The sequence below is a fragment of the Stenotrophomonas sp. YJH_SMC_58 genome (genome assembly GCF_059369635.1).
Genome location: NZ_JCAFSW010000007.1, coordinates 203,640 through 217,197, shown reverse-complemented (window position 1 = coordinate 217,197; position 13,558 = coordinate 203,640). Strand labels below are relative to the sequence as shown.

At 64.4% G+C, this 13,558-nt stretch carries 13 protein-coding genes; 1 reads left to right on the top strand and 12 read right to left on the bottom strand.

Annotation, left to right across the window (positions count from 1 at the left end; genetic code table 11):
- Nucleotides 1–71: 71 nt before the first annotated feature.
- Nucleotides 72–1,139 (top strand): TonB family protein, encoded by a 1,068-nt coding sequence (locus AC5P68_RS11605; protein WP_229295647.1) that lies wholly within the window; start codon nt 72–74, stop codon nt 1,137–1,139.
- Between the two features lie 100 nt (nt 1,140–1,239).
- On the opposite strand, the gene AC5P68_RS11600 is transcribed toward AC5P68_RS11605, so the two are convergent.
- The 12 genes from AC5P68_RS11600 to AC5P68_RS11545 all read right to left on the bottom strand — a co-directional run bounded on the left by AC5P68_RS11600 (nt 1,240) and on the right by AC5P68_RS11545 (nt 13,012).
- On the bottom strand, nt 1,240–1,866 hold the full coding sequence (locus AC5P68_RS11600; protein WP_012478735.1) for a superoxide dismutase family protein: 627 nt from the start codon (nt 1,864–1,866) through the stop codon (nt 1,240–1,242).
- Nucleotides 1,867–1,897: 31 nt separating this feature from the next.
- Entirely contained in the window at nt 1,898–2,467 is a 570-nt protein-coding gene (locus AC5P68_RS11595; protein WP_005407586.1) for a superoxide dismutase family protein, read from the bottom strand.
- Between the two features lie 93 nt (nt 2,468–2,560).
- The gene (gene ntrC / locus AC5P68_RS11590; protein WP_062606390.1) at nt 2,561–4,009 is read right to left on the bottom strand and encodes a nitrogen regulation protein NR(I); all 1,449 of its coding nucleotides are present in this window, start codon (nt 4,007–4,009) and stop codon (nt 2,561–2,563) included.
- A complete protein-coding gene (locus AC5P68_RS11585) occupies nt 4,002–5,063 on the bottom strand; it encodes a two-component system sensor histidine kinase NtrB (protein ID WP_005411862.1) in 1,062 nt (353 codons plus the stop codon). The genes ntrC and AC5P68_RS11585 overlap by 8 nt, the downstream gene beginning before the upstream one ends.
- Before the next feature lie 114 nt (nt 5,064–5,177).
- Nucleotides 5,178–7,223 (bottom strand): TonB-dependent receptor, encoded by a 2,046-nt coding sequence (locus tag AC5P68_RS11580; RefSeq protein ID WP_049402858.1) that lies wholly within the window; start codon nt 7,221–7,223, stop codon nt 5,178–5,180.
- 107 nt (nt 7,224–7,330) lie between these two features.
- Complete coding sequence (locus AC5P68_RS11575; RefSeq protein ID WP_049402859.1) at nt 7,331–7,645, bottom strand: hypothetical protein; 315 nt, start codon at nt 7,643–7,645, stop codon at nt 7,331–7,333.
- 108 nt (nt 7,646–7,753) lie between these two features.
- Nucleotides 7,754–8,920 carry a murein transglycosylase A gene (mltA, locus tag AC5P68_RS11570; RefSeq protein WP_049402885.1) on the bottom strand — a complete coding sequence of 389 codons (1,167 nt, stop codon included), beginning with the start codon at nt 8,918–8,920 and terminating at the stop codon, nt 7,754–7,756.
- 67 nt (nt 8,921–8,987) lie between these two features.
- The gene (locus AC5P68_RS11565; RefSeq protein WP_322534883.1) at nt 8,988–9,734 is read right to left on the bottom strand and encodes an N-acetylmuramoyl-L-alanine amidase; all 747 of its coding nucleotides are present in this window, start codon (nt 9,732–9,734) and stop codon (nt 8,988–8,990) included.
- A 258-nt stretch (nt 9,735–9,992) separates the two neighbouring features.
- Nucleotides 9,993–10,400 carry a hypothetical protein gene (locus tag AC5P68_RS11560; RefSeq protein WP_141097868.1) on the bottom strand — a complete coding sequence of 136 codons (408 nt, stop codon included), beginning with the start codon at nt 10,398–10,400 and terminating at the stop codon, nt 9,993–9,995.
- 196 nt (nt 10,401–10,596) lie between these two features.
- Complete coding sequence (locus tag AC5P68_RS11555) at nt 10,597–11,415, bottom strand: VENN motif pre-toxin domain-containing protein (protein WP_053451608.1); 819 nt, start codon at nt 11,413–11,415, stop codon at nt 10,597–10,599.
- Between the two features lie 74 nt (nt 11,416–11,489).
- Entirely contained in the window at nt 11,490–11,942 is a 453-nt protein-coding gene (locus AC5P68_RS11550; protein ID WP_033834609.1) for a hypothetical protein, read from the bottom strand.
- A gap of 395 nt (nt 11,943–12,337) precedes the next feature.
- The gene (locus AC5P68_RS11545) at nt 12,338–13,012 is read right to left on the bottom strand and encodes a hypothetical protein (RefSeq protein WP_049452638.1); all 675 of its coding nucleotides are present in this window, start codon (nt 13,010–13,012) and stop codon (nt 12,338–12,340) included.
- Nucleotides 13,013–13,558: the final 546 nt, after the last annotated feature.

Genomic DNA, 13,558 nt, shown 5'->3' with positions numbered 1-13,558 from the left:
GTTCGGCGGCGCGATGTGCCACCATTGCGGGCTTGTGCATGGATACTCATGCGCGATCAAGGACGAACTGCATGCTGTATACACTTCAATGCGCAGGGCTGACCCTGCTTGCCACAGCCGTCTGTGGCCTTCCGATCATGGCCCAGGCAGCGGCACCGGTTGCCGCGACACCCACCTGCACAGTTGCGCCGGCCTTCGCTGCTGCCGTGGCGGAGCCCGAGGTCTATGACAGCCATATCAGCTTCAGCAACACGGTCAAGGTGCAGGTCAACGTCGATGCGCAGGGCCGCGCCCACGATGCGCGCGTGCTGAACGGCTCCCGCAACCGGGTGCTGGATGATGCAGCCCGGCAGGCGGCCCTCAGCTGGAAGTATCAGTGCACGGGCCCGGGCGGCATCGCGCAACCGGTCGTGCCTGTTCCGGAACCGGCTTGCCGGCTGGACCGCCTGAGCTGGGCGGACAACGAACCCAGGTTCTCCAGCGCAGTGCGGTCCAGCGGTTTGCGCGGCTCGGCGGAAGTCTGGTTGCGCCCGGTGGCCGGCGATCCGGCAAAAACGGAGGTGAAGATCGGCCGGAGCAGCGGGGATGCACGCATTGATGACACGCTGCTCAACGCCGCACGGAACTGGCGGCTGACCTGCCCGCCGGACGCGCCCGTGAAGCACCCCTGGATCAGCTTCACCCAGTCATTCAACTTCGAACCGCGGCGCCAGCCAGCGGCCACGGAGGCATCAGAGCCGGAGCCAGATGATGTGGTGATTGCAAATGATGCCCTGCTGGAATTCGGCACCGTCGCCGGCTTCGTCGAAGCGCTGCCGAAGATGAAGGGTGTAGATCTTGCGCCGGATCAGTCGAGTCAGCCGGGGATGACGCTCTACAACACCAGTCTTGGCGCGATCATGCGGGAAATCGAGATGACCGAGGGACGGTTGAAGCCGGTGACCATGACCCACTGGCTGGTGATGGTGCCGCCCCACCGCACGGCACCGGCCGTGGTGCGCACCTTCAAGCGCGAAGTGATCGATGCCAAGACGGGCAAGGCCCACATGCAGACCGATATCTCGATCCTGTGTGAAAGCGGCCCTGCCGAATGCGCTGAACTGCGGCGGCGACGCGACACATTGCTGCGATCCCCCTGACCGCAGCAAAGGCAGCCGAGCATCGGCTCGGCTCTACAGGAAGGGATGCAAGAAAAACGCCGGCTTGCGCCGGCGTTTTCCATTTCCAGCAGGAGCGCGCTTACTGCGCCTTCTGGATCACCGCACACGCCAGGCGCGCGCCGGCATTGCCGGTCGGCTGGGTCTTGTAGTCATCCGCATCGGCGTGGACGATCAGGCCACGGCCGATGATGTCGAAGTCATCACCCTTGCCGATGTTGACGTTGCTCGACACCGGGCCGTCGATGGTGGCCACGCCCTTGTCGTCGGCCTTGATGTTGGGCATGTCGCCGCCGTGGTGCGGATCGGTGGCGACATTGCCGTGATCCTGCTTGCCCGGGTTGAAGTGGCCACCGGCACTCATGCCGTCCGGGGCGCTGCAGTCGCCCTTCTCGTGGATGTGGAAGCCGTGCTCGCTGCCCGGCTTCAGGCCGCTGATCTGGCCGGTCACGTGGACCTTGCCATCGACCACCTTGAAGGTGACGCTACCCTTGGTCTCGTTGCCCTGGGTCGGTGCCAGCTCGGCGCTGGCCGTAGCATCGGCAGCCGGTGCAGCCGCCGGGGCCGGCGTTGCAGCCGGTTCGGTGGTGGCACCGTCGGCCGGCGCGGCCGGCGGGGTTTCAGCCTGCGGCGCGGCCGGCTGCTGGTTGCAGGCCGCCAGGCCCAGCGCAGCAATGGCTGCGAACAGCGAAGTGTGGATCAAGCGCATGGAATCTCTCCCTGGATGATGCCTGCAGTGATCAGCGGACAACCCGGATCACGCCACAGGCGATGCGGACGCCGGCATTGCCGGCGGGCTGGCTGCGATAGTCGTCGGCGTTGGCATGCACGACCAGTGCACGTCCGGCGATATCGGTGGCGGCGCCTCCGCCAAGGGTAACGCCCTTGAGGTGGATATCGACGTTGGCGCGGCCTTGGGCGTCGGCACGCAGATTGTCCATGTCGCCCAGGTGGTGCTTGCCGGTGCCGGCGCGGCCATGCGCAGCGCCACCGGGATTGAAGTGATTGCCGGCACTGCTGGCATCCACCGCACTGCAGTCGCCGCGCTCGTGGATGTGGAAGCCGGCCTGCTGCATCGGCTGCAGGCCACCGATCAGGCCGGTGATGTGGATGCCGCCGGGCTCCACCATCAGTGCGATGCGGCCACTGACAATGCTGGCCGAGGCCGGCGCAAGATTGGCCTCGCCCTGCTTCGCTGCGCTGACCACGGTCGGCGGCGGCGGAGTAGGTTCGGTCTTTTTCGGCGCGCTGCCGCAGGCAGACAGCAGCACGGCGGCGGACAACGGCAGGATGGCAAAGGACAGACGCATCAAAGACTCCTTGCAGATGACACTAAGCGTTGCATCGTCCATGAACGATCAACAGTTCGGCAAGCGGGCGCGAGGATCGCGTGCAGGGGCCGTTCAATGGCCCCCGCGGCGGCGTCCGGCGCCCAGCTTGCGGGTAAGGGTATTGCGGCCAAGGCCCAGGCGGGCCGCGGCTTCGGCACGGCGGCCGTGGGTGATCTGCAGCGCGGCCTCCAGCAGGGCATGGTCGACCCGCTCGCGCACCTGCGCGTGCAGCCCTTCCACGCCTTCGGCCAGCTGACGGCGTGCCCATTCGGCCAGCAGCGCTTCCCACTGCCCTGGATCGGCGCTGGTGGTGCTGCTGCGACGACCGCGCGTACGGTTGAGCGCGGTATCGACGTCGGCCACGCCGATGGTGTCGGCGGCCGCCAACGCCGCCATCCGCCAGCACACGTTTTCCAGTTCGCGCACGTTGCCCGGCCAGTCGTGTTCGCGCAGCGCCTGCAGTGCGGCCGCGGTCAGCCGCTTCGGCGGCGTATCCAGCTTGCGCGCGGCGGCGGCCAGGAACGTACTGGCCAGCTGTGCGATGTCCTCGCGGCGCTCGCGCAGCGGTGGCAGCTGCAGGCGCACCACGTCGAGGCGGTGCAGCAGGTCGGCGCGGAACTTTCCTTGTGCAACCAGCCCTTCCAGGTCCTGGTGGGTGGCGGCGACCACGCGCACGTCGACGCGGATCAGTTCACGGCCACCGACGCGGAAGAACTCGCCCTGCGCCAGCACGCGCAGCAGCCGGGTCTGCAACGGCAGCGGCATGTCGCCGATCTCATCCAGGAACAGCGTGCCGCCATCGGCCTGCTCGAAGCGGCCGATATGGCGGCGCTGTGCGCCGGTGAAGGCGCCGGCTTCGTGGCCGAACAACTCGCTTTCCAGCAGCTCGGACGGGATTGCAGCGGTATTGAGCGCGACGAAGGGCCCCTGCGCGCGCGGTGATTCGCGATGCAGCGCATTGGCCACCAGCTCCTTGCCGGTGCCGGTCTCGCCGGTGATCAGCACCGCCAGCGGTGCCTGCGCCAGGCGACCGATGGCGCGGAACAGCGCGCGCATCGGCGGGGTATCGCCCACCAGTTGCGGCGGTTGGTCGCTATGCGCTTCGGCCGCAGGTGTGGCCGCCGCCAATGCCGGTGCGACGGCCGGCAGCACCCGTTGCGCCAGTGCCACCGCATCGTCCAGATCGAACGGCTTGGACAGGAACTCATGCGCGCCACCGCGGAACGCGCCGGCCGTGCTGGCTACATCGGTATAGGCCGACATCACCACCACCGGCAGCTGCGGCAGCGCGGCCTTGAGCTTGTCCAGCAGCACCAGGCCATCGTCGCCGGGCATGCGCACATCGGTGAACAGCAGCGCCGGTGGCGGGCCTTCGCTCAACGCCTGCAGGGCGGGTGCGGCGCTGTCGAAATCGACGACCTGGTAGCCCGCCTCGCGTAGCGCGGTGCACAGCACGAAGCGCACGGCCCGATCGTCATCGACCACCCAGATGCACTGCGGGGACGAAGAGGACTCAGACATCGCGCGGGGCCTCCTCGGCCGGGGCGGCGCCGCTGACGATCGGCAGCAGCAGGGTGAACACGGTATGGCCCGGGCGCGAGCGGTAGGTCAGCGTGCCGCGATGCTCGCGCGCCACCTGCTGGGCCAGCGCCAGACCCAGGCCAGTGCCTTCGGCACGGCCACTGACCAAGGGCAGGAACAGGTGTTCAGCCAGTTCCTCGGGAACGCCACGGCCGTCGTCGGCGATTTCCAGGCGCAACGCCAGCGTGTGCAGCTGTTCGGCAATGCGCACGCCATGCTCCACGCGGGTACGCAGGGTGATGTTGCCGGCGCCGGCCTGGATCGCGTTGCGCACCAGGTTCCAGACCGCCTGGGTGAGGCGGTCGGCGTCACCATGGAATTCGGGAATGCTGGGGTCGTAGTCGCGCTGCAGGCGCACCGCCCAGCCGGCTTCGCTCTCGGCCAGGCGCAGCACGCGCTCCAGCGCGGCATGGATGTTCAGTTCGGCGTGGGGCGCCGCCGGGGCCGGCGACAGCAGCTGGTCGAGCAGGCCGTTGAGGCGCTCGATCTCCGAGCCGATCAGTTCGATCAGCTCACGTTCGCTGGCGTCGCGCTGCGCCGCGCGGCGGGCCAGCAGCTGGGCCGCGCCCTTCAGCCCGGCCAGCGGGTTGCGCAGCTCGTGGGCCAGCCCCTTCAGCGCCGCGCTGAGCGCGCTGGGCAGCGCCTGGGTGGGATCGAGTCCTGGGAACTCATCGACCGGATGCGCCTCCAGCAGCCAGCCGCCATCGTCGCGCCGGCTCATCCAGCCCTCGGCGAAGCGCGGCGCCTCGCCGGGCACCGCCAGCGCCAGCCGGTTCAGGCGCAGGCTGTCGCGCTCGTCGCGGGCCAGGAAATGGGCCAACGCCTCGCCCTGCACTTCCAAGGCGGCCAATGGCCGACCCAGCAGGCGCCGGACGCTGACGCCCAGCCAGCGGGCGAAGGCCGGATTGCAGCCGGCAATGCAGCCATCGGCCCCGGCCCAGGCCAGCGGCGTGCCCAGGGCATCGAGGGACGGCGGGGGTGCGGGGTCGGACATTGCACCAATGTAGTGCAAAACGCGGATCCGGGGTCGGATCCCATTCCGTCAGGAAAGGGCTCTGACCCCTGCCGCAGGTCGAGCAAGCTCGACCACTACCAGATGCGTGGCCGGTTACAGCTTCATGTTCAGGCCGACGAACACGCTGCGGCCCGGGGCCGGCGAGAACATCGGGCGGGCGCTGTCCCAGAAGAAGCTGTCGTACCAGGCGTAGGCGTACTGGCGGCCGGTGACGTTCTTCAGCTGCAGGTCCACGCTGAAACGCGGGGTGAGCTGATAGGCCGCACTGAGGTCGAGCACGGCGAAGCCACCGAACTTGCCGGCCACGTTGCGTTCTTCCAGGTAGTAATCGCCCTGTGCACGGGCCTGCAGGCCCAGCCGCAGCGCATCAGCGGCGCGGTAATCCACACCCAGATTGCTGATATGGCGCGGGGTGGCAGCCACTTCGCGGCCCTGCAGGGAAATGCCGGCATCGCGGTCGTCGCGGGTGATCTTCGCTTCCTGGTAGGCGTGCGAGGCCCATACCGTCCAGTCGTCGCCCAGTTGCAGGCTCAGCTGCGCATCCACGCCGCGTCGGCGGGTCTTGCCCAGGGTGACCGTGGTGCCGGTGGCCGGCATGTTGGATACCTCGTTTTCCGCGTCCTGCTGCCACACCGCCAGGCGTGCCTGGCTGCCGGCAAACGGCTGGAATTTCAGGCCCAGCTCCATGCCGGTGTTGGTGGACGGCTGCATCGGTGCCTGCCCGGGGGTGAGGTAGGCCGGCGCGGTGGACCCGGTCAGTACCTGGAAGGTGCGGCCCCAGTTCGCGTAGACGTGGGTGGTCTGGCCCAGGCTGTGGATGACGCTCAGCTTGGGCTGACCGATGGTGCCGTAGTCCTGCAGGCGTCCGCGGACGCCATTCATCAGGTGCGTGCTGCCACTGAAGCGATCGATACGATAGGCCGGCACGATCTTCCAAGCCTCGACCGGCTGGTAGACGGCCTGCACGTAGGCACCCCAGTTGTCGAAGCTGTGGCGATCGTTGTTCTGCACCCGCGCCGGCGGCTGGCTGAAATCGGTGGGTTCGGCGTAGGCGTAGCGCTCGCGGATATAGCCGTTGTCCTGCTGCTCGTAGTTCAAGCCGCCTTCAAGGGTAAGCGCTGGGCTGGCCTGCCAGGTCAGCGTGCTGAACAGGCCAGTCTGGCGCTCATCCCACACGCGGCGCTGACGCGGCAGGTTGCCGGTGGGCAGGTCGCTGAAGGTCACGCGGCGGTCGTCTTCATAGCGGTTGTAGTAGAGCCGCGTGCCGAAGGTGAGTGCGTCGGACAGCTTCAGGTCGACGTGCGCGGCGATCTGCCGCATGTCGCGGTCATCGCCATCATTGCCGTTGCGCAGCTCGCTGCCACGGCGGTGCGTGCGCAGTTCCTCGGCGGTCATGAAGCCGGGTTCGTCGGCCTCATGGTGATAGGCGCGCGCCGTCAGGCCCACGCGCAGCCCTTCGTCCAGCGTGCCGAAGAACCACTTGCCGCCCAGCGAGTACTTCTTCGAGGTGTCGTGGTCGCGATAGCCATCGCTGGCCTGGGTGCCGACGAAATAGTTCTGCGCGAAGCCATTGGCTTCGCGGCCAACCGCCAGCTGTGCATCACGGGTGTTGTAGCTGCCGTAGGCCAGGCGCGCATCGGTGTAGCTGCCGCCCTGACGCGTACCGAAGTTCACGTTGCCACCGATGTTGTGCAGCCCATAGCGCGGGTCGTTGGTCCCGCGCACCACTTCGATGTAGCTGATGTCCAGCGGGAACAGCATGTCGATGAAGCGCTGGTTGCCACTGTTGACGTTGCTGGGGATGCCGTCGATGAGGGTCTTGATGGCGTTGAGGTAGCCCTCGCCGTTGAAGGCGCGGAAGCTGACCTTGCCCGATTCGGCCCCCTGCCGCGTTTCGGTGAGCTGGATGCCGGGCATCTGCCCCAGCAGCTCCCAGCTGTGCGAGACGTTGCGGTCTTCGATCTGGTCCGCGCCGAGCACGTCCACCGAAGTCAGCACCTGGCGCGCGCTGAGCTGGCCTTCGCCATGCTGGTGCACCTGCACCTTGCCGAGGGTGAGCGCGGCATCGGCGGACTGTGCGAAAGCTTCAGGGGCGAACGGAGCGGCCGCGAGGGCGGCCACAAGGGTGGGAGTCTTCATGGGAAGGGGCGGCTGCGGTGAAATGTAATCATATAACATTTCACATGCCCGCTTTTGCAGCGTCGAGCAAGGCTCGGCGCTACAAGGGCGGGTGCCGGGGGCTGGGATTACACCGGGTAGCCGGTGGCTTCCCGTGCCTTCTTCCAGGCGGCTTCGAATTCACGCGCGGAGATTTCGTCGTCCTCGTCGAAATCCAGGAACGACACTGGCTGGTCGGCCAGCAGGAAGCGGTCGTCGCTGTGGGCCTGCTCGTCGGCCCAGACCATCTTGGTGCCGTAGATTTCCACCTGGCGCACGATCTTCTCGCCACGGGCTTCCATCAGCACGTTGCCCTTGCCCAGGCCCGATTCGGCCCAGTGCTTGTAGTACTTCTTTGCGGCGGACTTCGCGCCGGGTTTTGCGTTGTGCTTTGCGTAGGTCATTGCAGGGGTCCTGGCCGCAGGCGCGGCCGGAAAGTTCGGAATGGCGCCATTATCAGGCATCCGGGGTCAGAGCCCTTCCCTTTGGAAAGGGATCCGACCCCTGCTGGTTCAGTTCGGGAGGGGCACGCCCTTCGGCCACAGCATCCAGATATTGCCCTTCTGCTTCATGTCGCCGGCCAGCTTGCCGGCGGCATCGCCGCTGCCCCAGTACAGGTCGGCGCGCACCTCACCGGCGATGGCGCCGCCGGTGTCCTGCGCGGCCACCGGGCGCACCACCGGGGTGCCGTCCGGGCGCGTGGTGGAGAGCCACAGCAGGCTGCCCAGCGGCACCACGCTGCGGTCCACCGCCACGCTGTAGCCGGCGGTGAGCGGCACGTTCAGCGAACCACGCGGGCCTTCCGGGCTGTCCGGGTTGCGCACGAAGAACACGTAGCTGGGGTTGCTGCGCAGCAGTTCCGGCACGCGCGCGGGATTGGCCCGGGCCCAGGCGCGGATCGCGTCCATGGTGACGTCTTCCTTCTTCAGCTGGCCCTGGTCGACCAGCCAGCGCCCGACGGCGCGGTAGGGGTGGCCATTCTGTTCCGCATAGGCCAGCCGCACCTGCTTGCCATCGGCCAGGCGCACGCGGCCGGACCCCTGGATCTGCAGCAGCTGCAGGTCCATCGGGTCGGTCAGCCAGGCCAGCACCGGGGCGTTGGCGCCCTTGGCCGCGATGGTGCCGGCGTCGTCATAGGGCTTGAGCACCTTGCCTTCGACGCGACCGCGCAGGCGCTTGCCCTTCAGTTCCGGGTAGAGGCTCTCCAGCTGCACCACCACCAGATCATCGGGAGTGCCGTAGACCGGCACCGTCGCCTTGTCGGTGCGGGTCAGGCTGCCGGCATAGATCGGCTCGTAGTAGCCGGTAATCAGTCCGTCGGCCTGGTGGCCACCGGCACGCAGCGCATAGGCATCAAGGTCGCGCTGCAGGAACTGGCGGATCGCGGCCGGGTCCTTGTCTGATACCGCAGCGGCCGTGGCGCAGGGTCTGGCCCAGACGGCATCGTTCTTCAGGCGGGTGCAGCTGCTGCGCCAGGCAACGAAACCGGCCTGCAGATCGCTGTTGGAGACCGCTGGCAGGGCTTTCCAGTCGACCCTGGCGTAGGTGGCCGCCGGCGGTGAGGTCGGCGTGGGCGCTTCGGAACCCGTGCGGGGAGCGGTGGTGGCGCAACCGGCGAGCACCGCCGCTGCCAACAGGGTCCAGTGCCTGCGCTTGAAGAAGGTAGCGGAATCGATCATGCCGCCATGGTGGCGGGCCGGCCGCTGGGCGGCAACCCAGCGCGGGGCCAAGCGTTCATGCGCGGGGTCACGGCGTCTGCAGCAGCAGCGAGTACAGGATGCGCGCGTCTTCGGCATCCAGCGTCTTCGGCAGGTCGTCGCGGCCACGGAAACGGCGGTGGAAGGCGGCGACGGTGGCTTCGCGGTTGTCCAGTGGATAGCCGAAGCGGGCCAGCGCATTCCACGCGTCGAAGCCTTCCGGTGCTGCCCCGTCGGCCGCGCGCGGCCAGACGCCGAAGCCGGCCTCGGCCAGCTCCTGCCACGGGAAGAAACGGCTCGGATCCTGCTTGCGCGTCGGCGCCAGGTCGGCATGGGCGATGACCTGGCGCGGCGGGATGTTCAAGCGGGTGGTGAGGTCGCGCAGCAGCACGATCAGCGATTCGATCTGCGCCGCACTGAACCGGCTGCGGCCATCGTTGTCGAGCTCGATGCCGATCGAAGCCGAGTTGAGATCGGTGATGGTGCCCCAGCGCCCGGCACCGGCGTGCCAGGCACGGCGCTCATCGGCGACCAGTTGATAGCGATGGCCATCGGCGCCGATCAGGTAGTGCGCACTGACCGGCCCACCACTGTTGGCGGTACGCAGCGTATGCAGGCTCTGCTGCACCGACTTCTGCTCGGTGTGGTGGATGACGATGATGAGTGGCGTGCGCGCGTTCTGGTTGGGTGACGGCACCCAGGTGGCGAGCGGGTTGTGCTGCACGGGCGCGGTGGCGGTGCAGGCCGTCAGGGCGAGCGCCAGCAGTGCGGAAACCAGAAGGCGGGGGCTGATCATGGACGGATTGTAACCATGGACTGCAGCAGTCGTTCGGCGCGAAGTGCCGATCTCCCAGACACCCCTTGGCCCTGAAACCGGATATTCGACAACCACAATTCGCCTAATGACCCGCACGAGCCCATAGAAACAATTGCACGCAAACACCTCGCCCGACACTAGACACAACCCCACTCTCCAATGACAACCAAAATAATCAAAAACCCACAACCTCAATCAGACCACAAAGTACCAATCAGTATCCGCAAACAACCAACATCAAACTATCACTTCAAACACCAATTCATCCCTGAAAAGTGTAAGTCTTGAAACTTCCGCAATGGACGCAAGGTCTCTCCGGGTCGTCGCTTCGCGAACTACTCCCGATATGAGGATCTCATCAAAGTATGAGGAAACACCACCAACCCATCCCCCCACTGCCTCATCAAGCAACCTTTCGAGACCAGGTGAACACACATCCATCCTAAGATCAGAAAATTGATGATCACGACTATCCACCAGAAAGCATTCCCTACCACGAACAACAAGAAAAGCCCTCAACGAAACCACACTTCCATACAGAGCCGTAAAATCAATGCAAGAGAATTTTTCGAAACTATCCGACATTAAAAGCCACCCACTTTCCATTAATAATTTCTTCGCCAGAGAATTTTCTTCCAAACTCATCATCGCAGTGCTTCAGAACTGCCCGCCTTCGCACCCTTCCCGAGGCCTCCGCTCCCTTCGATTATGGTAACAGCGCCATATTTTCGAAGCAGTACCTTCGAAAGTCCAAGCCCCAGCTCAGCTGATGATTCCTTCGAGAAGAGGCCGTACTGATCAATCGTCCTGTCAAGATTCCCGGCCTACTCCGCCAGTGCAGCTACAGTGTGTTCTTGAGGCAGGATATAGACCGGCTGGAGCCCCCACTCTCAAAAATCAGCTCACGATAGGCACGTCCGTTCAGGGAGTGGCCGAACGAGGAAAGCGCCTCGCTACTGTGACCAAGTTCATCGAACAGCCCAAGCACTCCGGGCCACGAGCCGTACTTGTAGGAGACGGCCGCATTGACAAACACCTGACACGCAGGGCTCGACGAGTTCGCGCTACACACCGATAGCAGCCCGTAGTCCATTCGCTCCGACAGTTGCTTAACAACATCACGCACCGTCTTCTGGCATGAAGTGTCGCCGCCGCACTCGTCGAGCTGCTGCTTCATTGCACGAGCCTGTTCTTCCGCAAGGAAGTTGTTCTCAACCGAATTCTTGGCAATCCCCGCATTCAACGTGATCCCAGCCAGATCCTGCGCTAACAAGCCACCCGCCAGTACTCCGACCGCGTGCGACAGCGCCAGCGCCACCTCCTTCTGTTCCGGGCTCAGCTTGGCGGGGTTTCCGCCGGTCAACGAATTGGTCAGCACTCTCGCGGCCAACTCGCCGCCGGTCGCGGACACCGCTTCGGTTCCCGCGCTGCCTCCATTGGCTTCCGCCAGCGGCGCACCCAACACCGTATGCGACAGAAAGTGCAGAGTCGCATTGGGATCGCTGCCGTGGCTCGGGTCCAGCTTGCTGCCGATGAAGTAAGCGGCATATGGCGCCAGTGCATTGGGCGCGACCTGACCAGCGCCCTGTCCCGCCACACCACTCACCAGCGCCGTCGTCACTGCGTTCAGTGCACGGTTGTAGTCATCGAGGCGCCCCACTTCCCCGCGCCGCTGTATGCCTGGCTGTCAGCCGCCGCCACCTTGCTGCGCACAGGCACCCGATTCCATCGCCCTCAATCACAGGCCGTGTTGACCTTCATCATTCGTCCAATCCGCGGCCAGATCAACATGTAGAAGGCACCCGCGGCCAACCCAATGAAAAGCATGATGCCAGCGCGCCTGGGAGCCCACTCAAGCCAAAAGGAAGGACTGGTCCAGACCTTTATCCAAGCGCCAGGAGAGAAGGCACCCTCGAACGCGAGCCACGCCAACAAGGCACAGACTGGTGCAGCTACAACATGGCGAGCTTTGAGCCGCGGAAGAAATTTATCCACAAGCATAACCCCAGGCACACCGAAGATGAGGCCCAACACAGCAGCTATGGCGCAAACCAGCGATGCGAAAATTGCAGCCTGCGAAAGACTGCCTATCCGATAACTCAGCGGAATGCCTATGAATAAAGCCCCTCCAAGCGCGGAACTGGCAATCACGGACACAATCTTTGCCCCCAACTCACGCTCACTCACTGGCAGACCTCCACCATCTTTCCATCAGGGCCCCGGTAGCTCATGCGTTTCTGCCTCGAGGGAAAAGTACTCCAAAGCCACTGCAACTTGCCAATTTCGCTACCAATATCGCGCGTACTGGAACTCCACACTTGTCTATCGGCCCACGAATTCTAGTTGAACATTGGACTCGAACCCGTACCCCAGCCTCTGGTTGAGACTGAGAATCCACCGGATCCATTCGTATGCACCTGTCGGATCACAAAGCCCGGATCCAATGCATGTGCTCCAGGCACCGTGATGTTGATCAGACTACTGGTGCTCGGATCGATGAGGTGCGTTACGTAACCCGTCGGGTCATCCCGTCACGCTCCGGACTACTGCAAACCCAGAAGCGCTTTTGCGCGGCGATTGAACTACAGATACTCCTCATAGGAAAGATCAACCTTGTCACTCAGGAGAATGTAGACACCACTCGCTGTCAGTTCCACCTTATCAACCTTACCTTCAAGGCGGGAGGAAACCTCCTCGGGTCCAAATCCAAGTGCGTCGCTGCAAAGCCGGGCATCCCAGAACTGGGCAGGGTACATCGTCAGGATGTTCTTCCTGCCGTCGAAATCCTTGACTCCAGCAGCTTTCAGATCCTCAAGGGTTGGCCCCTCTCGGCCCACACCGTCCTGATAGTCCATCGAATGCATGCCGTACGTGACCTTCACTCTGTACGCACCGAACGCCTCGGCAACAGAAGCGACGCAGTTCGTCAGAACGCTCGGATAGTCCCGTGCCTTGTTGCTGCTTCTGAACCCATACAGAATGATCTCGTCCAACGCAGCCACATCCGCGTAGTCGTACCCGGTCCCCCTGAAAGCGTATGTACCGATGATCGACAGACCTTTCAGTCCAGTCTTGATCTCATAGCTTGCCAGCAATTCTCCTCCACAGTCGGGTACAGGCGGCAGCTCGAGAGCATGGAATCCCAATGGGCACTCGATTGCCGACATCCTATCCATGACATGGAGATGCCTCTCGGCAATCGAGATGGCTCTGTCAGGCCGTGCCTGAAGATGGATTGCAATGCCCTCAGTACTCACTGATTCCTCGTCCTCACAGAAATCACATCATCCATTCCATCCGGCGTGTGCGCGTTCTGGTTCGGCGACCACACCCAGGTGACGAACGGGGTGTGCTGCACCGGCGCGCTAGCCGCGCAGGCCGCAAGGGCCAGTGCCAGCGGTGCGGAAACAGGGAGGCGGGAACTGATCATGGACAAATCGTAGCCAGTACACTGGCGATTGACAGAAGCGCGATCGACCACTTCGTCATCTTGCCCACATTGCTCATATCGCTACTGCCGAGCTGATTGAACCTGTTTCATTCATATGGAGTCTGCACTTGCCGGACGCCGATCACCCGAAGCACCGCTGCCCCCCCCCTTGGCCCTGAGCGGATATCCAGCAGGAAGTGAAGTACGTCGCGGAAAGTCCGAAAACAACCAACGAACAAATAAGCAAAATAGTTCAGGACGCCCGCAGCTGCGGTGCCGCATGAAGCGCACGATCGCCACGATACTCAGGACAGGTAGGGTGACCAACCCAAGCATGAGGATACAGCGAACCAAACCCCACAGTAGATCACAT

Coding starts and splice junctions, on each gene's coding strand:
- AC5P68_RS11585 (WP_005411862.1), bottom strand. CDS start 5,063: ATGTCCGACCCCGCACCCCCGCCGTCCCTCGATGCCCTGGGCACGCCG.
- AC5P68_RS11560 (WP_141097868.1), bottom strand. CDS start 10,400: ATGAGTTTGGAAGAAAATTCTCTGGCGAAGAAATTATTAATGGAAAGT.
- AC5P68_RS11600 (WP_012478735.1), bottom strand. CDS start 1,866: ATGCGCTTGATCCACACTTCGCTGTTCGCAGCCATTGCTGCGCTGGGC.
- AC5P68_RS11605 (WP_229295647.1), top strand. CDS start 72: ATGCTGTATACACTTCAATGCGCAGGGCTGACCCTGCTTGCCACAGCC.
- AC5P68_RS11575 (WP_049402859.1), bottom strand. CDS start 7,645: ATGACCTACGCAAAGCACAACGCAAAACCCGGCGCGAAGTCCGCCGCA.
- AC5P68_RS11595 (WP_005407586.1), bottom strand. CDS start 2,467: ATGCGTCTGTCCTTTGCCATCCTGCCGTTGTCCGCCGCCGTGCTGCTG.
- AC5P68_RS11580 (WP_049402858.1), bottom strand. CDS start 7,223: ATGAAGACTCCCACCCTTGTGGCCGCCCTCGCGGCCGCTCCGTTCGCC.
- ntrC (WP_062606390.1), bottom strand. CDS start 4,009: ATGTCTGAGTCCTCTTCGTCCCCGCAGTGCATCTGGGTGGTCGATGAC.
- AC5P68_RS11565 (WP_322534883.1), bottom strand. CDS start 9,734: ATGATCAGCCCCCGCCTTCTGGTTTCCGCACTGCTGGCGCTCGCCCTG.
- mltA (WP_049402885.1), bottom strand. CDS start 8,920: ATGATCGATTCCGCTACCTTCTTCAAGCGCAGGCACTGGACCCTGTTG.